This window comes from Planotetraspora sp. A-T 1434, from assembly GCF_025420585.1.
Classification (GTDB): Bacteria; Actinomycetota; Actinomycetes; order Streptosporangiales; family Streptosporangiaceae; genus JAOEGB01.
In genome coordinates, this window is the sequence record NZ_JAOEGB010000007.1 from 244,129 (window position 1) to 264,257 (window position 20,129).

The window sequence follows — 20,129 nt, forward strand, 5'->3', positions numbered from 1 at the left end:
TGATCATGGAGACGTACGGCTGCGCGGCCCCGGTGGGCAATGCCGGGCACCTGGGGTGGACGTTCGGGAGAAGAGGCAGGCACCCGCCATGCCCTGCCGGTCAGCCCTGGATCTGCTCCGACAGCGCCTGAAGCTCCTTCGCGGTGCGCGACAGGGGGAACCTGGCGGCGTTCCGGTAGCCGGCCGCCCGGATGTCGTCCAGCGCCGCCGGGTCCTTCCTGAGCCAGGCGACGGTCTCGGCGATGGCCTGCGGGCCCGCGGTCAGATCGACCGGGATGGCGGAATCCCCCAGCACCTCCAGCAGCCCCGGGACCGGCTGGTACAGCACGGGCAGCCCGCACGCCTGCGCCTCCACCGCGACGAGGCCGAACGCCTCCAGCCTCGTCGAGGGGACGATGAGCAGGTCGTGCTCGGCGAAGGCCCGCCAGAGGTCGGGCCGCGACAGCCAGCCCAGATAGCGGACCCCCGCGAGGCCGGACTCCTCGTCCAGCCTCCGATACTCCGCGGGCGGGGCCGCCACGCTGAGCGTGACGCCGTCGAGGCCGGCGACGGCTTCGAACAGGCCGCTCCCCGCCTTCTCGGCCGTGAGCCGGCCCGCGTAGAGGAGGCGCAGGTCTTCCCCGGCACGGCGGTGCCGTACGGGCGGCTCCGAAAGGAGGTGGTCGGGGATGCCCCAGGGGATGTGAGCGATGCGGCTGGAGTCGGCGGGGGCGAGGCGGCGCAGCAGGGTCGCCATCGCGGTCGTGGGCACCACGATGGCGCGGGCGGCGGCGACGGCCTCCTTCAGCACCTCGGCCTGGGTGGGGTGGTCGGCCGCGAAGAGCAGGTCCGTGCCGTGGACCAGCGCCAGATGCGGGTGCCGGGGGAAGGCGCGGAGCAGCGCCGGGGTGGCGCCGAAGGCGAGATGCTGGAGGTGGACCACCCCGTAGCCGGCGGCCGGGAAGCGCTCCCGGATGGCGGCGGCGAGAGCCTCCACGTAGGTCCAGAACCCGGCGCCGTCCACCTGCTTGCCCGGCACCGCGAGCAGCGCCGGACGGTCCGATCCGGGCGCGTCGGATCCGGGCGCATCGGGGGCGGGCGCGTCGGGGGCGGGCGCATCGGGGGCGGAGTCCGGCGGGGCGAGCATGAACACGTCGGCCGGGATCGGCCGGTCAGGCCCGAGGTAGAGGTCCCGGAGAAGTTCGACGCTGCCACCGGGACTGCCCGGAGGGAGGTCCACTCCGGTGATCGTGGTCACATCAGCTCCTCGTAGAGGCGGGAGATGTCGATGCCGCCGGTGCGCATGTACTTGCTGCCCATGCGCTGGTAACTGGCCGTCGACCCGAACGTGGTCAAGAAGATGATCTTTCCGAAGGTCATGTACGGGTAGACCCGCACCGGCCTGGCCACCCGGATCTCCAGCGTCCACCGGATCGCGTGGCCCACGTGGCCGAGCGGCGCCGAGACGTGCACCCAGATGCCCAGCGCCCCGATGGTGTGGTCCCCGTTGATCATCTGCGCGTACCGCTCGGAGGCGGTCCGCTCGTGGGTGACGCCGAGATACAGCTTCCCCGGCAGCAGGACCATCCCCTCGGGGGGGATATCCACCTCGGTGAAGGGGGTGGTGACGGCCGCGTCCAGGTCGGTGTCGCACACCCGGATGGTGTCGCCGAGGCGCCAGTCGTACGCGTTGGGAGAGATGCGGCCGGGGTCGAAGGGGTCGATGACGATGTCCCCCCGGCTGATTGCCGCCGCGATGGCCTTCGCGGTGAGGATCACAGCGTGGCCATCCTGTCGTGCCAGTAACGGGACGCCTGCGGGCCCTCCGACGCCTGGTACTTCCCGGAGTACAGGTCGATATCCCCCGAGGACACGAAGAACATGATCTGGCCGATCTTCATGCCCGGATAGACCCGCAACGGGCGGACCGGCGACAGCATCAGCGTCCACTGACCGTGGAAGCCGATGTCGCCGATCGGCGCGGTGATCTCTACGAACAGGCCCAGCCGCCCGACGGACGACCGGCCGAACAGCAGCGGAACGTAGACGTCCGACCCGACCCTCTCCTCCGTGTGCCCGAGGTAGAGCTGGTTCGGCTGGAGGACGTACCCCTCGTCACCGAGCGGGATGACCTCGGTCGGGTTGGGCTCGTACGCGTCGACCACCTCGCTGGTGTAGGTCAGCAGCGTGTCGCCCAGCCGTACGTTGTAGCTGTTGGGATTGACCTGGTCGATGCTGAACGGCGAGATGCCGATCCGCCCGTCCTCCGCCGCAGCGGTTATCTCTGGCCCCGTGAGAATCATCGAACCCTCTGTATGTCGGCGTCACGCGGTGATCTGGTTGGTCGAGAAGTCGAACTCGACGAGGTGCTCGATTTCCATCTCCCTGACCAGGCGGTGCACACCGGAGAAGTCGGTCACGAGCAACTCGTTGCCGGGCGTGGCCTGGCAGTCCTCGATGATCTCCCTGGCCTTCGGGATGCCGGCGAACTCCAGGATCTGCGGCCACAGCTCGTAGTCCTCGGCGCCGAACGCGATGATCGACGCGGGCAGGGCCCTGATGAAGAGCTCTTTCTGCTCCTTGTTGAGCTGGGGGTAGACCTCCCGCATCACCTCCAGCATGACCGGCCCGTGCGCCGCCTCGTCCCGGGCGTGCAGCCGCGCGACCAGGGCGTGCATGGGCTGGACCGTCTTGTCCCTGGCCATCAGGTCGAGGAACGCGTTGACGCTGATCTCCCCCACCGCCGTCCACAGCAGGTAGAGCAGGTCCCTCTCCCAGCGCTCGCTGGTCTCGGCCTCCAGCGCGTACAGCCTGCGGTTGGTCACCGGGTGGGAGTAGGCCTTCGGCTCCGCGGTGACCTGCCGCGCCTCCCTGGTCCGCTGCATGGCGATCATGTGCATGTACGTGTGCCACACCTCGTCGATGTGGGACTGCTGAACGGCCTCCCTGGCCTCGTAGCGGTCGACTCCGGGGAACACGCCGTGCGCGAGCATCTCGAACGTCGGGTTGGCGACGTACTCCTCGGCGGCGATGACCCGCTCGTTGTAGGCCAGCCACGCCAGGGTGTTCACCGTCATCCGCTGTTCCTCGGACGCGGCGAGGTAGTCCGGATGCTGCCCGAACGGCATGAGCCGGATCGGGTAGTCCAGCAGCTCCGGGTCGTACGGCTCGTCGGGGTTGGCCACCTTGTTCATGTCGGTGCGGATGGTCGCCCGCTTCGGCCACGCGGCGACGAGCCGCCGGAGCGTGCTGGGGCCGATGCTGGGCTCGGTGTCCTCGATGGAGATCGTCATGGTGCTCTCCTGTCAGATGAGGTATGGACTCCATAACAGGTGCGAGTCAGTGCATGCGCGAGACGTCTCACACCGATCGGCGGATGCCGGAGCGGGTGAGGCCGTCGATGGTCGTCGAGGTGGGAAGGATGACCCTCTGTAGGCGATCGGGGAAAGGTCAGGCGGTCTGGTGGGGGCTGAGCAGCTCGTCCACCAGGACGAAGCGGTAGCCGCGGTCGAGGAGTCCCTCGATCACCCCGGGAAGGGCCGCGACGGTCTGCGAGCGGTCACCGCCGCCGTCGTGCATGAGGACGATGGAACCGGGACGCGCCTGGGCCAGCACCTTCTCCGTGATGACGCCGGGCCCGGGGAGCGCCCAGTCGAACGGCTCGACGTCCCACAGCACGACAGTGACGTCCTGGGCGGACAGCCAGTCCATGACCTCGGGGGTGCGGGAGCCGTACGGGGGCCGGAACAGCCGCGACACGGCTCCCCCCGCGTTCACGAGCACCTCCTCGGTCCGCTCGATCTGCTCACCGAGCTGAGGGCGGGACAGGTCGGGAAGGAACGGATGCGACCATGTGTGGTTCCCCACGGCGTGGCCCATGTCGGCGATTCGGGCGATGTCCCCCGGCCGCGCGCTGGCGTGCAGCCCGACGCAGAAGAACGTGGCCGGCACGCCGTACCGCTCCAGGATGTCGAGGATCTGCCCGGTGTAGGGCGGGTTGGGGCCGTCGTCGAAGGTGAGCGCGATGTCCGCCCGCTCCCGCCCGCCGTGACGCAGGCAGCGTCCCGCCCGGGTCAGCGCGTCCTCGGCCGCCGCACTCCGGGCGATCCCCGCGTCGAGCTCGTCGATGCGGCCGGTGAGCGTGCCGCCGTCGATCTGCAACCTGGCGAGGGCGGAGAGGTCCTGCCGGGCGGCCTGCGCCAGCGCGTGGGCCGTGACCGAGCCGAAGAGCGGCCGCTCGGGCAGCACCCACGGATCGGCGCGATAGACGTCCAGCCCGGAGACCATCATGCCGCCGTCCAGAACCCCGTTGGTGCTCTCCACGACCGTGACGAGGGACTGCCCGGACGGCTTCGCGATCCCCTGCAGGTAGGCGATCATCTCGCGCTGCTGTCCCGCCCCGAACCGGACCGGTGGCGTGGCGTGCCGCCCGTCCTCGCCGACCACCTCTATCTCGTAGCCGTTGGATGTCCAGGCGATCCCGGAGTACAGCATCGATCTCCTCTCCATGTCACTCACGATCGTCGTTTCCGCCCGCCACGTCCGCCCCGTCAGCTCTGGCCCTGCGGACTTCGGGTTTCGGCTACGGCCACGAGTGCGGGCGGTCGCGTTATCGGAAACGTCGCTTATCGGACATCGCGTCGGACGTCGTTATCGGACGTCGCGTTATCGGACATGGGCGGCGGCCCCCTTCTCCACCTCGGTCACCCAGCGTGAGAACCCCCAACGAGCCGCCGACGCCTCGCCGCCGCCGAGGGCGCGAGAGCGCGACGTGGAACAGGTGGTACGGCCGGCACGGCGGCGGCCCCCCGGTGAGACCGTCCATGCGGCTGTAGTTAAGAACGTTTCCTAACTCCTCGGCCATCGTCCGCGTGCATCCGCCGTCCTGTCAAGGAGTCGGCCGAAATGAATTGCATCACGAGACGAGTTCCCAGGAAAGCCCCGAACGCCCGGAGGGGGCCATCCCGCGAGGAAACATCTCACGAACAGATCGAATGCCTGCTGACGCTGATTGCGGACCGCCCGGAACCGGCCAAATTTCGGATCAAAATAAAGTGATGAATAGAAGGCGAACATCGGGAAAAACGCCGGGAATTCGTCGAGGCAAAACCGGTGATTCATTTTTCCGGAATTCGGTACGGCAATTGACCGGATATCGCGGCAGCGGTCTCGGACTCGGCCCCGGCGGCCGGGGGCACTGCCCCGTCACCTGGGACTCCCGATTTAGAAAAAGGGAAATCATGTGCGAGTGCCCACAACCGGACGTTCCGCACGTCGATGGGAGGAGCGCGACAGGGCGTACCCTCCAGCGGGAGATCCATCACCCCGCGTTCACATCCGAAGGGCCGGAATCGCCCCATTCACCGGACCATTCACCCGCCTCCGGCGCTCCCAAAGCGAGCATCGGCGGACCGAAACCCCCGAAGCCTCCGGGACTGTGCCAGAACGCGCGGCGGCGCGCGCCGAAGGCCGCCGCCGGGCAGCCGTACGGCCCGGCGGCGGTCATGAGGTGGCGATCCGCGCTCGGCGGGGTCTACTTGAGCACGGCGTCGGCGACGACGATCTTCCGGTCGATGAGGCCGTTGGCGTAGAAGAGGTCGGCCGCGCGCTGCTGCTCCGCGACGAACTCCTCACTCACCGGGAGGACGCCGAAGGGCCTCTTGCGCAGGGCGTTCTCCCAGGCGTCGACGTCTCCCCCGTCGTCGGCGGCGAACAGCTCGGCCGCCTCGCGGTAGTTCTCCTGGATCCAGGCGTCCGACTCCTGGAGCGCGGCGACGATGGCCGCGAACTCCTCGGGGTGCTTCTCGGCGAAGTCCCGGCGGGTGAACCAGAGCGAGCGGTGGCTGAACAGGCCGTCCGTCGCGACCAGCTCGCGCGTGGCCGCCTCCTTCTCCACCGACGTCAGCGAGGGATAGGAGCCGACCCACGCGTCGACCTCCCCGTTCAGGAAGAGCCGCCCCGCGTCCACACCGGCGTCGACCGGCTCGATGTCCTTCCAGGTCAGACCGGCGCGTGCCAGGGCGAACAGGAGGAGCGTGGTCTGCCAGGAGCCGTGGGCGAGCGCGACCCGCTTGCCCTTCAGGTCCTCCAGGCCGACGATGGGCGAATCCTCCAGCACGATGAGCCGGCCGTTCTCGTGCCGGGGGCCGGAGATTCCGGCATAGACGATGTCGTGCCCCCTGGCCTGGGCGGTCACGGGCGGCGTGGAGCCCGTGCCGATGAAGTCGTAACCGCCGTCGAAGAGATGGTCGCCGTGCAGGGACGGCAGGCCGTCAGCCGGGGCGGGCCGCACGCCGGCGGGGAGGCTGCGCAGATCGACCCACTCGACGTCGGGGATCGACCGCTCCAGGATGCCCCGGTGCCGCAGCACCCACAGGGAGTTGTTGCTCGGGAAGTAGCCGACGCGGATGGTCATGAACGGGTCCCTTCCAAAACTGGCGATTCGTAGCGGATGTCATGGCCGCGCAGCAGCGGGAGCACCCGCTCGCCCACGCGGTAGGCCTCCTCCAGGTGGGGAACCCCCGCGAGGATGAAGGCGCCGACGCCGAGCTCGATCAGTTCGTCAAGCCGCCGCGCGACCTGCTCGTAGCTGCCGACGAGGCCGAAGGCGGGGCCGCCGCGGAGCAGATGGAACCCGCCCCACACGTTGGGCTCGACCTCGAGGTCGCGGTAGCCGGTGATCTTCCCGGTGACGAACGACTGGCTGCGCTGCCAGCCGATGGAGTCACCGGTGGCGTCCCGCAGCACCGAGGGATCGATCCCGTCCCACCCCCGCCGGATCTCGTCCCAGGCCTCCTCCTCGGTCTCGCGGGCGAGCACGTCGATGCGGACGGCGAACCTGGGCGAGCGGTCCAGGGCGGTGCTGTGCGTGCGCACCTGGTCGAACTTCTCGGCGAGCGGCCCGAACGGCTCCAGCCACGACAGGTAGTAGTCGGCGTGCCTCCCCGCCGCCTCGATGGCGGCCTTGGAGGACCCCGAGAAGTAGATCTCGGGGAACGGCTGGCGGGCCAGCGGCTCCGGCAGGCGAGCGCCCTCCACCCGATAGAAGCGGCCCTCGTAGTCGAACGGCCCGCCGCTCCACACGCCCTTGAGCACGTCGAGGAACTCGGAGGTGCGCGCGTAGCGGTCGTCGTGGTCGACCTTGTCGCCCCACCACAGCTGGCCGGGCCCTCCGCCGCCCGAGATGATGTTGTAGACGACCCGGCCGCCGGTGGCCCGCTGAAGGCTGGCGGACATGCGCGCCGCCTGCACCGGATGGAGGAAACCGGGCTGGAAGGCGATCATGAAGCGGTAGGTGGTGGTCTCGCGCGCCAGGCTGGCCGCCGCCGCCCACGGGTCGTCGGTGAAGGGGAACGACGGCAGCAGACCGCCGACGAACCCGGAGAGCTCCGACGCCCTGGCGATGTCGGCCATGTGGTCGAGGTAGCTGTACCCGTCGGGCGCGCCGCCCCTGAGGCCCGGTGTCACGCCGCCCGGTGTCACGCTCCCGGCGACCGTGGGCGCGAAGTCGCCGCGGGTCGGCGTCCGGTGGCGCAGCAGCGGCTGGTCGCCGTGGGTGGGAATGCGCCAGTAGATGTCAATGGGCATGCGCGCCCTCCTTCACGAGCAGCGGGAGCACTCGCTCGCCGAAGCGGTAGGTCTCCTCGATGTACGGCTCGACCTCCAGGAAGAAGGCCGAGACGCCGCGGTCGATGTAGTCGCGGATCACCGCCGCCTGCTCCTCCTCATCCCGCCCGGCGGGACTGGGCAGGCGCAGGCCGTACCGCACGCCGGGAAGCTGCGGGATGGCCGACTCCAGGTCGTCGCCGGGGTCGAAGACGTGCACGTCGGCGTGGCGGGCGGACAGGGCGAGCGCCTCGGGCGAGGTGCCCGACAGGTGGACACGGGGGAAGGTGTGCCCGATGAACGGCGGTTCGGAGAAGCCGCCATTGAGGACCTCGTAGAAGCGCCCCTCGAACGTGTAGCCCGGCTCGTGCCACACGCCCTTCGCGACGGTGAGGAACTCACCGGCCCTCGCGTAGCGGTCCTCCAGGGGGTAGCCCTGGGACCGGGCGACGTCCGGATCGAGATCGACGGCAAGCCGCCAGTCGAGACGCCCGCCGGAGAACCGCTGGAGCGAAACCGCGATCTTGGCGGCGTACACCGGAGTGGCGATCCCGGGGTGGAACTCGGCCTGCACCCGCAGGTGCCGGTTCTGCCGCAGCAGACCGGCCGCGACCACGGTCGACTCCTCCCCTCGAGGATCGAACGGCGCGAGCACGCCCGTCAGGCCCGCGATCTCGGCCGCCCGGCCGATCTGGGCCAGGTGGTCGAAGGGGCCGTAGACGCCCTGCCGTACGTCGGTGAAGGGCGGCGGGAGCGGACGCTGGAAGTCCGGGTGCCAGTCGCCTCGGACGCCGTCCCCGCGCGTGGGCAGGGTGATGAAGAACTCGGTCATGCGGCCGCCTTCAGCGTGAGCCGTGCCTGCTCCAGTGGCTCTGGCGCGACCCAGGCGTCGAGGTCCACGTCGGCGGCGAGGAATCCGTGGACGAGGAGGAAATCCTTCTGGACGCGGAGGAGATCGAGCCGCTCCTGGGACAGGTCCGGATGCAGCGACGTGTGAAAGCCGTTCCGGTAGGCGGTGGCCACGCCCTCCGCCCCGGACCGTGTCTCCTGGGCCAGGATCGTACGGACTCCGTCGAGGTTGTCCGCAGCCCAGTCGGCCGCCCGGAGCGTCTGGGCCAGGAAGGCGACGACCACGTCCGGATGGTCGGTGAGGAGCTCCTCGTGGACGGTGATCGGCCGCGGCGTGCCGTTGTTGACCCTGGTCCGGCGGTCCGGATGCGCGTCCAGGTCGACGGCCACCACCGCGCCGATCTCCCTGGCCTGGTCCACCGCCCGCGCGCCCTTGGCGTACACCGCGTCGACCTCACCCCGCGCCAGCTCCGCGATGCCGGGCCAGGAGAACGAGCGCGGCCCGGCGCCTACGGACGGGTCCGGCTGCGGGACTTCGACGAAGGTGACGTCGTCGAGGGTCAGCCCGGCCTGGGAGAGAGCGCCCTTGACGCCGTGCAGCGCCATGGCCCGGGGGAAGCTCGTGGCCCGCGTCGCGGCCCAGGCCGGGAGCGCGACCCTGGCCCCCTTGAGGTCGGCGGCCCCCGTGATGCCGGAGCCGGGGCGGACCAGGATGACCTGCCACTCCTCGATCCACGTGAGGCCGATGAGCCGGGTCCGCGCCCCCTCCGACCGGGCGGCCAGCGCGGGCACGTTGCCCCCTTCGCGGAACAACCCGAGAAGCTGGTGGTCGAAGTGGCGGCCGGCCAGTTCGGGAGGGGCGTCCTGGAGGACACCGACGTCCCCCAGCTCCTCGGTCAGCCAGCCGAGGTTGTAGGCCAGTCCGCTGGCGGTGGGCACGGGGCAACGCGTGAACCAGATCTTGTCGATCTTGTCAATGGAGGACACAGGACTCCTTACTGAATGACTGTGCGACCGGAGTGATCAGTGGTTGATCAGTGGGCGGCGGCGGCCACGCCGAGCCGGGAGAGGAACAGGCGCCGGTAGGCCACGAAGGCGGGATCGTTGCGGTCACGCGGAGAGGGCAGGTCGATGCGCTCGTCGACCACGAACTCCCCGTCGCGGAGGACGAGGACCCGGTCGGCGAGCCGTACGGCCTCCTCGACGTCGTGGGTGACGAGCACGACGGCGGGGCGGTGCCGGGCGCACAGCTCGGCGACGAGCTCCTGCATCTGCAGCCGGGTCAGCGCGTCGAGGGCCGCGAACGGCTCGTCGAGCAGCAGCACCTCCGGGTCGCGCACGAGCGCCCGCGCGAGCGCGACCCGCTGCGCCTCCCCGCCCGACAGCGTCGCGGGCCAGGCCCTGCCGTACCCCTCCAGGCCGACCTCGGCGAGCGCGCGCAGCGCGGCGGCGCGCGCCGAGCGCGGCAGCCCGAGTGTGACGTTCGCCAGCACCCGCCGCGCCTGCACCAGCCTCGGCTCCTGGTAGACGGTGGTACGCCGAGGGGGAACCAGCACGGTTCCCTCGTCCTGACGCTCCAGCCCAGCCAGGATGCGGAGCAGCGTGGTCTTCCCGGTGCCGCTGGGCCCGAGCAGCGCGAGGAACTCGCCCCGCTCGATGTCCAGGTCGATCCCCGCGAGCACACTCTTGGGGCCGAACGACTTGCGGAGACCGCGGATGCTCACCGCCAGACCGTTCACCGTCGGACCGTTCACATTGAGATCGGGCGTGCCCGCGTTCGGCGCGGAGTCTTCCACCGCTTCGGTTCGGGTGTCGTTCATCGCGCCGCCACGTGTCCGTGCCACGGCATGGCCAGCCGTTCAACGCCCCGGATGAGCAGGTCGAAGGTCAGGCCGAGCAGCGCGTAGATCGCGATGCACAGCACCATGTAGTCGCTCCGGTAGTACTGCTGGGCCAGCGTGACGAGATATCCGATCCCTTCGGTCGCGCCGATCTGCTCGGCGGCGATCAGGCCGGTGAGCGAGACCGACAGGCAGATGCGCAGGGCCATCAGGATGTTCGGCAGGGCGCTGGGCAGGACCACCGCGACCGCGAGCCGGATCCCGGTGAGCCCGAACCCGCGTGCCGCCTCCACGACCTTCCGGTCGACTCCCCGGACTCCCAGGTAGGTGTAGGCGTACATCGGGGCGGTGGCCGCGACCGCGATCAGCACGATCTTGAAGGTCTCGCCGACGCCGAACCACGAGATGAACAGCGGGACCAGCGCCAGGAACGGGACGGCCCGCTTCATCTGCATCACCGGGTCGATCAGCTCCTCGCCGAGCGCCGACAGCCCCGAGGCCACGCCGAGCAGCAACCCGGCGCCCGCCCCCACCAACACGCCCAGCCCGGCACGCCGGCCCGAGGCCAGCAGGAAATCTCCGAGCTGGCCGGTCGCGATCAGCTCGCGCAGCGCTCCGACGACCGCGCCGGGAGACGCCAGCACATCGGCCGGGATGCGGCCGCTGCTCGATCCGTACCACCACACGGCCAGCAGCAGGAAGGGGACGACGAACCGTAGCCCGATGGACAGCGCCCGGGACCTTCCCGCCGAGCCGAGGTATTCGGGTGGCTCCAGCCCGACGGCGTCCGGCCGCACCGCTTGGAGCGTCATGACTTCTGCAGGTCGAAGGCGACGTCGGCCGGGTTCACGTCGACGGACAGCACGCCGTACTTGCGGAACACGCCCGCCACGTCGGAGATGTACGCGTAGTCGGCCTGAGTGATGGGACGCGGGATGGCGGCGGTCCTCGTCTTGGCGATCTCCACCTCGAGGCGGGGGCCCGAGACGGCCGTCGGGCCCTGGGACAGGAAGACGTTCTGGAACTTCTCCGGCTCCTTCTTCGACTGCTCGGTCAGCTCCTGAAGCACCTGGAGGAAGACGCGGACCGCGTCGGGGTGCTGCTGCAGCAGGTCGGTGCGCGCCGCGTAGATGGTGAGGTCGCGGTCCGGCAGGTCACGGCCGTGCACCAGGACGCGGGCGCCCTTCGCCACGACTTCCGGATAGGCCCGGACGATGGCCCACCAGGCGTCCACCTTGCCCGTGGCGAAGGCGGAGGCGGCCTGGTCGGGGTTGAGGTAGACCCGCTTGACCTGGTCCACCGGCACACCGGCCTGTACGAGGGCGAGCAGCAGCAGGTATTCCCCCTTGCCGCCCTTGTTGACCGCCACCTGCTTGCCGACCAGGTCCTTGACGCTCTTGATCGGACTGGTGGGCGGGACGACCAGCCCGTCCGTCTGGGGCGCGGCGGGGTCGGTGACCGAATCCGTCACCGAGAAGATCTTGATGTCCTTGCCGTTCGCCAGGTAGCCGAGCGCCGGAGAGATGGCGCCCTGAAGGAGGTTGATGGAGTTCGAGCGGACGGCGTCGAACGTGGCGGTGAACGAGGCGTAGCTGCCGCCCCACTCGACGGACGCGCCGACGGACGCCAGCCGCTTCTCGAGGATGCCCTCGCGCTTGGCGTACGCCAGCGGACCGGAGTTCCCGGGGTCCTGCAGCTTGAGCACCGCGCCGCCGGGGGCCCGCCCGCCCGCCGCGTCGGTCGAGGAGCCGCAGGCGGCGGCCAGGGAGAGGGCGACGAGGGAGAGTGCCACAAGTGCACGACGCCGGAATTTGGACATGGCGTTGAAGCCCCTAACACGATCGAGGACACGGCGGGAAGAGGAGGGGTGGAGGCGCGATCAGGAGCGGCGAGAGCCGCTGAGGTGCATGGATCACCTCGCGCCGAGCCGTCAGGGGTAGTGCGTTTCGGACATTCCCAGTATTTCAAGTAGGAATAGAAGGAGTCAACCATGAGGTCGCACCGAGTCCCAAACGTGGCGGCGGTCACACCCGGCGGGCTGCCGGATCTCAGTGTCGAGGGCGCGGGCCCTCTGGCCGCTCGTTCTTGAGGCTCCGGCGGGCATGCCGGTGAAGCCTGTGTCCACCGAGGCGAGGCTCGCGATCCCAGTCGTCTCTGAAGGCCTGGGGGTCGGACCACCCGCGCAGGTGCCGCTGTGGGCGCGAAAGAGGCACGTCAGCGACCGCCGCGCGGAGCGCCAGGCGGGCGGAGGCACCTTTCGGAATCGTCCGGGCGATTTCGACATCGTCAGGGCGACATCGTCAGGGACGTGAGGTGGCGCGGCTCTGCCGGAACGGCGCGTCCACTGAGCGGCCCCGCACGGAACCCGTGGGCCGGAGCCTGTGTGGTCCCGGCCCACTATTGGGCGATTGGGAGATTGGGCGTCAGCGGCCCAGCATGGCACCACCGTTGATGTGGAGGATCTGACCGGTGATGTAGGCGGCCTCAGGCGAGGCCAGGTACTTGATGGCCGCCGCGATCTCGTACGGCATGCCCGGCTTTCCGGTGAGGCTCTGCTTGATCCGCGCCTGGACGAACTCCGGTGTCGCCCTGTCGCCGAAGAATTCGGTGTCGGCCACGAATCCCGGCGCCACCGCGTTCACGGTCACTCCCTCGGCCCCGAGCTGCTGCGCCAGGTCGAAGGTGTAGGCGTGGATCGCGGCCTTGGAGCCGCCGTACGAGCCCGGGCCGCGGAGCGCCGCGATCGACGAGAGGTGGACGACCCGGCCGCCCGGTCGGTTGAGGTGCGGCAGGAGCCCTTCGGTCAGCAGCACGGCGGTGAGCACGTTCGCCTCGAAGTTGCGCCGGTACGCGTCGGCGATGCCGGCCAGAGTGCCGTCGTGGCTGGAGGCGACGTTGCCGCCCGCGTTGGTCACGATCACATCGACGGGGCGCTGCCCCGCGATAGCCTCCACCGCCGACTGGGTCTGCTCTGGGTCGGACAGATCTGCGGTGATCCAGCTCACCAGCTCACCGTCGTAGGCGCTGTTCAGCTTGGCCGCCGCCTCGCTGAGCACGTCCCTGCGGCGGCCCAGGATGATCACCCTGTCGCCGTCCGCCGCGAAGGCCTCCGCCGTCGCGAGCCCGATCCCGGTGCCTCCGCCCGACACCACGACACGACGCTGCTCCATGTTGTGCCCCCTTTATGGTGTTGTTAGATCATTTCAGGCTGTCGTACGGCGCCGCCCACGGCAAGTGCCATCTCACACAGGATCCGATGAGGCCCCGGAGCCTGGGCCACGGCGGAGGCGACTGTCAGCGTCGCCATCTTCTGGCTGGCCGCACAGTCATCGGTCCTGCGCCAGAGCCTTGCGAACCGCCTCGAACCAGCTATTGGCATGAGGACAAGCACTGCGAATAGCGTCGATACCGACTTCCGCGATCACGAGTGGGCCATCGGAGGTCTTGCGATACTTGGGGTAAAGATCCAGCATGCGCTTGGAAGGCGCGGTCGCCACACCGTCGTTGACGAGTTCGGCACCGCCGGCCTCGGAGACGATCGTTCTCATGGCGCGGGCGAGCGCTGCCTCTCCTGCCAGGTCCGCAAGCGCCTCATGGCCCAGGAGAACCCACGCTTCAATCTCGTGCAGCACAAAGTGAGGAAGAAACCTGCGGTCTCCGATGGCTTGCCCCGTGGCCCGCTCCACATGGGCGACCCTTGGTCGTCAACAGCGTGATCGAGGGGGCGACCACATCCCGGACGATGGTGTCCTCGGTTTGGCCCTCGCAGAGAATGTGCAGGCGCACTCAGGTCACCCGTGCTCGGCTTGCGGCCTGCCACCAAGCAGATTCTTCTCCCAGAGCTCCCCCAGTGAGTAGTCGGCCAGCCAATCCTGAAGGCGCTCCGAATCGGGTCGATCGAATACCGATGCCCCGTCTACTCGCTCAACGACAATGAGGTCACTCAATTCGAATTGATTCATCAAGGTCACGGACTGCGTGGCGATCAGCACCTGGCTGTCATGGCTGGCCGCGCGAAGCATGTCGGCCAACTGCACGATGGCGTAGGGATGCAGACCGAGCTCCGGTTCGTCCAGCACCACAAGGTGGGGCAGCTCCGGCAGGCTCAGAAGCGTCGTCAGACATATGAAACGCAACGTGCCGTCTGACAGGGCATCGGCGGGAAAGACGACGTCAGAGCCCTCTTGCCGCCAGCGAAGGCGAAGGCGGTCGTTCTCCTCGATCAGGACGAAGTCCCGGAAGAAGGGGGCCACCTGCCGGATCGTGCGCACGATACGCCGGTAGGCCGACGTATGACTCTCGCGAAGACGGAGCAGGACCGCTGCCAGATTGCCCGCGTCAGGGTGCAGTGCGACGTTGTCGGATGCGTATCCCGTCTGCTTGACGGGGGCGTTTCCACTGGTGTCGTGGAAGTGGAAGACACGGCAGCCACGCAGCACGTCCACGATCCGCCCCGGGTCCGCCATCCCGTTCCGCTCAGAGACGTCGACCAGCCGGCTTTCTCGGTGCCCTCGGCCCAGAATCGACACATCGAGACGCTCCGCGGGGTCATGCCCGGGGAACCGTACACGCTCCTCGCCGAAGATCAGCTCATCGCCCGCAGCGGGGATGAGCACCGCTTCGTAGCCTTCCGATCCCAGATCGAGCCCCAGGGTGATGCGGGGCGCGCCCTTGGGTCCACCGTGCAGCAGAGCGGATCCTCCACCTGCCTGGCCGACGAAGAGATTGAGTTGCCCTTCGACGATACGGCCCATCATGGCCAGAGCGGAGATGAGATTGCTCTTGCCCGCGCCGTTCGCACCGACGAGAACGTTCAGGTCACGCAACTCGACCCGCGCCGAACGAATTGAGGTGTAACCCTCAACACGGACGGCCTCCAGCCTTGGGCGGGTCATGTGCCCAGCTTAACCTGGATCATCGCCCGCGCACCGTCCTCTCATCCGGGATCCCCCAGGCGACGCCGGTCGAGGTGCGCTCATCCGCGGATCCGTCCGAGGGGAAGCGGCACGCTCAACGTGGCTGTATTGATCTGCCGGCAGGCGCGGCCTCGGCGTGTGGTCATTCTTCATGCGGCGGGGAGTCGTAAATGGGACGGCCGGCGAATCAGCGATAGGCGGATAAAGATATGCCGGCGCCCTTTGAAGCTTTCCTTGGATAGGTTGTTCACGGAGACGAGGCCCCGAGCAGCGTGGAGAAGTTCTGGTGAACCCTCAGATGCGCGTCGCGGACATGGAGCGGGATCGGGCCTGTGCGATATTGCGGGAGCACTTCGCTGTCGGGCGGCTGTCCAAGGACGAGCTGACGCTCCGAGTGGCCGCGGTGGAGTACGCGATCACATGGGGCGATCTCGATGAGATCTTCGCCGATCTGCCCCGCATCCCCGGGATGGAAATCAGCCCGACACCCCCGCCTGTGCCGTCTCCCGCGCCACCGCCGCCCGGCGTTTACCTCGCGCCTCCGATCCTCGTGGCCGCCAACGATCCGGGCAGTGGCCAGCGCGCAGCGGCTTGGGCCTGTTTCATTCTCGGATTCTTCACCGGTGGACTCACCTGGATCCCGGCCATCATTCTCGCCATTGTGGCGGCCGGCTCACGCAGAAGATCTGTCCAGCTCTACCCAGCGGGGGCGTTCCCCACTGCACCGCGCGCCCGGAGCCATACCGGTGTCGTCGTCGCGTCCGTCATCGGCACAGTGGCCCTCGTCGGCGTGGGTGTGACCGTCATTCATCAGAACGCTCAGCACACGGTCGAGGTGGAGATTTCGAGCGCCGGAGGGGCCGTCGCCGGGCAGACGGACGTCACAACCCCCGGTGGAGGTTCGTCCGCGGCCGTCAAGCTTCCTCACGAGGCGACCTATACCTTCTCCGGTTCCGTCTCGGACGTCACCGTCTCCGCCAGCGAGGCCCACTACGTGAGCGGAAAGAAGAAAGGGAAGAAGGCGCCCGTAACCTGCACGATCATCGTGGACAGGAACATCGTCGACCAGTCGACCAGCGACGGGAATTGCTTCGCCTCCTACTCCGAATAGCCGCCCCATATTCGGGCCGCCGATGAACGGCGATCGGACACGGAGCGGAGGCCGATGGCATCGCGGACGAACCGAAACGATCTCAGACAAGGGGTGGGCGAGCCGCTTCCGGCTCCGGCGAACAGGTCCGATCCTCCGCCTGCGTTCCCTGACTCGTGGCTCTGTGGACTCACAATACGCCGCTGAGCAGTCATAGCACGTGAGCCGGGGACCCATGGCGCCCGGAACGAAGAAAGCCCAGATCAACCGTATGACCTGGGCTTCTTGGTGGTGCGCCGCCAGGGACTCGAACCCCGGACCCGCTGATTAAGAGTCAGCTGCTCTAACCAACTGAGCTAGCGGCGCAGAGCTCTTAGAGATTATCGCACCGCCCGAACCAGTCAAACCAGGCTACGCTAGAACAACGTTCGGTCTACGGTTGGGAGCGCAGATGTGGTTCGCCTCGCCTGACGAGGTCCGGGAGCGGCTGACCGCCGTGGACTACCTTGCCGACGACGGCATCTCGACATCGGTGTTCCTTGCCGGGGCGCTCGGCAAGCCGTTGCTCACCGAGGGGCCCGCGGGCGTGGGAAAGACCCAGCTCGCCAAGGCCGTCGCGGAGGCCACGGGCGCCCGCCTCATCCGGCTCCAGTGCTACGAGGGGCTCGACGAGGCGCGGGCGCTCTACGAGTGGAACTACAAGAAGCAGCTTCTGCGCATCCAGGCCGACGACGACGCCTGGGACGACATCTTCTCGGAGGAGTTCCTGCTGGAGCGCCCTCTCCTGAAGGCGATCAGGAGCGACGAGCCGACCGTGCTGCTCATCGACGAGACCGACAAGGCCGATGTCGAGGTCGAGGGACTGCTCCTGGAGATCCTCTCCGACTACCAGATCACGATCCCCGAACTGGGCACCATCAGCGCGGCGCGCAAGCCGTACGTCGTGCTGACCTCCAACGCGACCCGCGAGCTGTCGGAGGCGCTCAAGCGACGCTGCCTCTACCTCCACCTCGACTACCCGACGCCGGAGCGCGAGCGGGACATCGTGCTCGCCCAGGTCCCCGGCCTTCCGGGGAGCATCGCCGAGCAGCTCGCCCGTACGGTCGCCACGCTGCGCGGCCTGGAGCTGAAGAAGTCGCCGTCGATCGCCGAGACCATCGACTGGGCCCACACCCTGCTCGCGCTGGGCCGTACGGAGCTTGACGAGGCGGCGATCGGCGAGACCCTGGGTGTGGTCCTCAAGCACAACTCCGACCAGGTCCGGGCCGCCAAAGAGCTCGGATTGCCCGCTCGGTCATGACGCCGCCATCGCTGGTCGACCGGCACATCGGGTTCATCCACGCGCTGCGGCAGGCCGGGCTGCCGGTCTCACTCGCGGAGGGGCTCGACGCGGCCAACGCCCTGACTGTGATCGACCTCGCCGAGCGCGAGACGCTCCGGGAGGCGTACGCGGCGACGCTGGTGAAGCGGCGGACGCATCGGCCCGGCTTCGACGCGCTCTTCGACCTGTGGTTCCCGCCCGTCGTCTCCGGCTCGTACGACTCGTACGGCTCCCGCGAGGACGCCGCCCCGGATGAGGACAAGGGCAATCTCGGCATCGATCTGGAGCGCGCGGAGCTGCCCGAGCTGAGGGACCGGCTCGCCGAGCTTCTCATGGGCGACCCCGGTGATCCGGCGTTCCGGGAGTTCGCCAGGGCCATGGTGGGGCGGTTCGGGCGGGTCCAGGCGGCGGCCGGACGGCAGTCGTGGTTCTCGTACGCGGTGCTGCGCGCGCTCTCCCCCGACACGCTGGTGGCCAGGCTGCTCGATCGGACGCTGGAGGCGCGCGGCGGCCTTCCCGAAAAGGTGGCCCGCCAGCAGATAAGGCGAAATATCGCTGCGTTTCAGGAGGCTGTCGCTTCCGATGTCAGACGCAGGATCGCGGAGGAGTCGGGCATCGAGAAGATCGCCCGTACGACGGTCAAGCCGCCCATCGACAAGATCGACTTCCTCCGGGTCACGCATGCCGAGCTCGCCCAGCTCCGCAGGGAGGTCCATCCCCTCGCCCGCAGGCTTGCCACCCGGCTCACGATCAAGCACAAGCTGGGACATCGTGGGCGGCTCGACTTCCGCCGGACGGTCCGGGCGTCGCTGTCCACGGGCGGCGTACCGCTCACCACCCGGCTCCGGCCGAAGCGCCCGCACAAACCCGAGCTGGTCGTGCTGTGCGACGCCAGCGACTCGGTCGCCACGTTCTCCCACTTCACGCTGCTGCTGACGTTCGCGCTCCGCGAGCAGTTCACCAAGGTGCGGGCGTTCGCGTTCGTCGACGTCGTGGACGAGATCACCAAGCTCTTCAGCCCCGGGGCCGACGTCCTTGACGTGATCAGCCGGATGGCCAAGGAAGCCGACATCATCCGGTTCGGCCGCACGAACTACGGCCAGGTCTTCGAGAGGTTCGCCGAGCGCTACCCGGACGCCATCGGCCCGAAGACCTCGCTCCTGATCCTCGGCGACGCACGTTCCAACTATCAGGCGCCCGCCGTCGACACGCTCAAGCGGCTGGCGGGAGAGGCCCGCCACGCCTACTGGCTCAACCCCGAGCCGCGCCGGCAGTGGGACACCGGCGACTCCGTCGCTATGGCCTACGGCGCGGTCGTCCCGATGTACGAGTGCCGCAACGTCGCCCAGCTCGCCGAGTTCATCGAGACCCTGGCCTGATTCGCCCTCTGGAACCTCCGTCGCGCCCACAGCCCCCGGGCCACCGGCCACGCATGATCACGAACGAGAAGTGGCCAGGCCGCGGGGGCTGTGCGGGAATCTCCGCATGATCACGATGAGGGATGGCGCAGGCAACGGCCGCGCTCAGGGAAGGTGTGCATGATCATCATCATGGCTGGCGCAGACGACAGGCCGTACGCGGGAACCTGTGCATGATCACGGCATAATCACGGCATGATCACCACATGATCACGGCGCATCACCGGAGGATGCGGGCGGCGGTGCGGGACAGGAGCTCGATCTCGTCGGCCGTCAGGGCGGCGGTCCGCTGCGACCGGATCCACCGGGCCACCCTGCGCGGGTAGGCGACGGTCAGGCCCTCACCCGTGAGCATCCCGCCGCGCGCCCCGATCTTGCCGCTGTGTACGGCCAGCACAGGGGAGATCGTGACCTGGATGCCGGTCTCCCGGCTCAGCATGTCCGCCATCGACGTGGCGGCCCCGATGAGCCCCTTGGCCACCGTGGTGCCGAACTTCTCGTCGAAGAAGAGGCGCTCGCCGTACCGCGCGATGTAGGTGTCCGGCGCCCACGCCTCGTTGTCCACGATCCAGACCCCGCCCGGCCCGATGATGAGGTGGTCGATCGACGCCTCGCCCGGTACGGCACGGCCGTCCATGACGCGATAGCCGTACCGGCGCAGGCCGCGCCGGAGGAGCCGTCCGGTGAGGACCTCGCCGCGGCGCCTGCCGCGCCACACGGCGGTGCGCTCGTGGAGACGCCAGACGACCAGGAGATGGGTGAGCCCCGCCGCCGCGCCGAGCGCCAGGCCGGCGAAGAACGCGGCAGCCGCCCCGGACCGGTATGCGAGCGCGTTCCCCACCACGAACCCGGCCACGGCGAGGGCCACGCGGACGCGGATCCGGTTCTTCCGCCCGGCGAACCAGAACGTTTCATAGAGGTTCTGGGGCGAGGCCCCGGTGAACTTCTCGTCACGCGGCACATAGATCGACCCGCTGGGCACCGCAACTCCCCGACACTAGGACCCGGCACTAGGAAACGACCGCACGAAGGTATACGCGGAATACCCGAGTGGGAACCCCAGATCACCTAAGGTGAGGGAAGTAGCGCATTTCCGCCACCCGTACCGGG

At 68.8% G+C, this 20,129-nt stretch carries 19 protein-coding genes and 1 tRNA gene; 3 read left to right on the forward strand and 17 right to left on the reverse strand.

Features of this window, described 5'->3' with window-relative positions; translation table 11 throughout:
* Positions 1-100: 100 nt before the first annotated feature.
* The 15 genes from N5079_RS12015 to N5079_RS12085 all read right to left on the reverse strand — a co-directional run bounded on the left by N5079_RS12015 (position 101) and on the right by N5079_RS12085 (position 15,169).
* On the reverse strand, positions 101-1,237 hold the full coding sequence (locus tag N5079_RS12015; RefSeq protein ID WP_261583715.1) for a glycosyltransferase family 4 protein: 1,137 nt from the start codon (positions 1,235-1,237) through the stop codon (positions 101-103).
* The gene (locus N5079_RS12020; RefSeq protein WP_261583716.1) at positions 1,234-1,758 is read right to left on the reverse strand and encodes a dCTP deaminase domain-containing protein; all 525 of its coding nucleotides are present in this window, start codon (positions 1,756-1,758) and stop codon (positions 1,234-1,236) included. The genes N5079_RS12015 and N5079_RS12020 overlap by 4 nt, the downstream gene beginning before the upstream one ends.
* A complete protein-coding gene (dcd, locus tag N5079_RS12025; protein ID WP_261583717.1) occupies positions 1,755-2,282 on the reverse strand; it encodes a dCTP deaminase in 528 nt (175 codons plus the stop codon). Before dcd ends, N5079_RS12020 begins: the two co-directional genes overlap by 4 nt.
* 21 nt (positions 2,283-2,303) lie before the next feature.
* Positions 2,304-3,272: a diiron oxygenase gene (locus N5079_RS12030; protein ID WP_261583718.1), complete on the reverse strand. Its 969-nt coding sequence runs from the start codon at positions 3,270-3,272 to the stop codon at positions 2,304-2,306.
* 157 nt (positions 3,273-3,429) lie between these two features.
* Positions 3,430-4,488: a polysaccharide deacetylase family protein gene (locus N5079_RS12035; RefSeq protein ID WP_261583719.1), complete on the reverse strand. Its 1,059-nt coding sequence runs from the start codon at positions 4,486-4,488 to the stop codon at positions 3,430-3,432.
* 1,024 nt (positions 4,489-5,512) lie between these two features.
* Positions 5,513-6,394: an ABC transporter substrate-binding protein gene (locus N5079_RS12040; protein WP_261583720.1), complete on the reverse strand. Its 882-nt coding sequence runs from the start codon at positions 6,392-6,394 to the stop codon at positions 5,513-5,515.
* Positions 6,391-7,566 carry an LLM class flavin-dependent oxidoreductase gene (locus N5079_RS12045; RefSeq protein WP_261583721.1) on the reverse strand — a complete coding sequence of 392 codons (1,176 nt, stop codon included), beginning with the start codon at positions 7,564-7,566 and terminating at the stop codon, positions 6,391-6,393. Before N5079_RS12045 ends, N5079_RS12040 begins: the two co-directional genes overlap by 4 nt.
* A complete protein-coding gene (locus N5079_RS12050; protein ID WP_261583722.1) occupies positions 7,556-8,416 on the reverse strand; it encodes an LLM class flavin-dependent oxidoreductase in 861 nt (286 codons plus the stop codon). Before N5079_RS12050 ends, N5079_RS12045 begins: the two co-directional genes overlap by 11 nt.
* On the reverse strand, positions 8,413-9,420 hold the full coding sequence (locus N5079_RS12055; RefSeq protein WP_261583723.1) for an ABC transporter substrate-binding protein: 1,008 nt from the start codon (positions 9,418-9,420) through the stop codon (positions 8,413-8,415). The genes N5079_RS12050 and N5079_RS12055 overlap by 4 nt, the downstream gene beginning before the upstream one ends.
* A 47-nt stretch (positions 9,421-9,467) precedes the next feature.
* A complete protein-coding gene (locus tag N5079_RS12060) occupies positions 9,468-10,253 on the reverse strand; it encodes an ABC transporter ATP-binding protein (protein ID WP_261583724.1) in 786 nt (261 codons plus the stop codon).
* Positions 10,250-11,086, reverse strand: a complete 837-nt coding sequence (locus tag N5079_RS12065) for an ABC transporter permease (protein ID WP_261583725.1) — start codon at positions 11,084-11,086, stop codon at positions 10,250-10,252. Before N5079_RS12065 ends, N5079_RS12060 begins: the two co-directional genes overlap by 4 nt.
* Positions 11,083-12,066, reverse strand: coding sequence for an ABC transporter substrate-binding protein (locus tag N5079_RS12070; protein WP_261583726.1), 984 nt, complete (start codon positions 12,064-12,066; stop codon positions 11,083-11,085). Before N5079_RS12070 ends, N5079_RS12065 begins: the two co-directional genes overlap by 4 nt.
* A 631-nt stretch (positions 12,067-12,697) precedes the next feature.
* Positions 12,698-13,444: an SDR family NAD(P)-dependent oxidoreductase gene (locus tag N5079_RS12075; RefSeq protein WP_261583727.1), complete on the reverse strand. Its 747-nt coding sequence runs from the start codon at positions 13,442-13,444 to the stop codon at positions 12,698-12,700.
* Positions 13,445-13,600: 156 nt separating this feature from the next.
* The gene (locus N5079_RS12080) at positions 13,601-13,960 is read right to left on the reverse strand and encodes a DUF4276 family protein (protein ID WP_261583728.1); all 360 of its coding nucleotides are present in this window, start codon (positions 13,958-13,960) and stop codon (positions 13,601-13,603) included.
* Positions 13,961-14,065: 105 nt separating this feature from the next.
* On the reverse strand, positions 14,066-15,169 hold the full coding sequence (locus tag N5079_RS12085) for an AAA family ATPase (RefSeq protein WP_261583729.1): 1,104 nt from the start codon (positions 15,167-15,169) through the stop codon (positions 14,066-14,068).
* A 319-nt stretch (positions 15,170-15,488) separates the two neighbouring features.
* On the opposite strand from N5079_RS12085, the gene N5079_RS12090 reads away from it, so the two are divergent.
* Positions 15,489-16,301, forward strand: coding sequence for a DUF1707 domain-containing protein (locus N5079_RS12090; RefSeq protein ID WP_261583763.1), 813 nt, complete (start codon positions 15,489-15,491; stop codon positions 16,299-16,301).
* A 268-nt stretch (positions 16,302-16,569) separates the two neighbouring features.
* Here N5079_RS12090 and N5079_RS12095 read toward each other — a convergent pair.
* Positions 16,570-16,646, reverse strand: a tRNA-Lys gene (locus N5079_RS12095).
* 85 nt (positions 16,647-16,731) lie between these two features.
* Between N5079_RS12095 and N5079_RS12100 the strand changes: the two genes are divergently transcribed.
* Positions 16,732-17,580, forward strand: coding sequence for an AAA family ATPase (locus tag N5079_RS12100; RefSeq protein ID WP_261583730.1), 849 nt, complete (start codon positions 16,732-16,734; stop codon positions 17,578-17,580).
* Positions 17,577-18,980, forward strand: coding sequence for a vWA domain-containing protein (locus N5079_RS12105; RefSeq protein ID WP_261583731.1), 1,404 nt, complete (start codon positions 17,577-17,579; stop codon positions 18,978-18,980). The genes N5079_RS12100 and N5079_RS12105 overlap by 4 nt, the downstream gene beginning before the upstream one ends.
* Before the next feature lie 259 nt (positions 18,981-19,239).
* On the opposite strand, the gene N5079_RS12110 is transcribed toward N5079_RS12105, so the two are convergent.
* Positions 19,240-20,001: an NERD domain-containing protein gene (locus tag N5079_RS12110; RefSeq protein ID WP_261583732.1), complete on the reverse strand. Its 762-nt coding sequence runs from the start codon at positions 19,999-20,001 to the stop codon at positions 19,240-19,242.
* Positions 20,002-20,129: the final 128 nt, after the last annotated feature.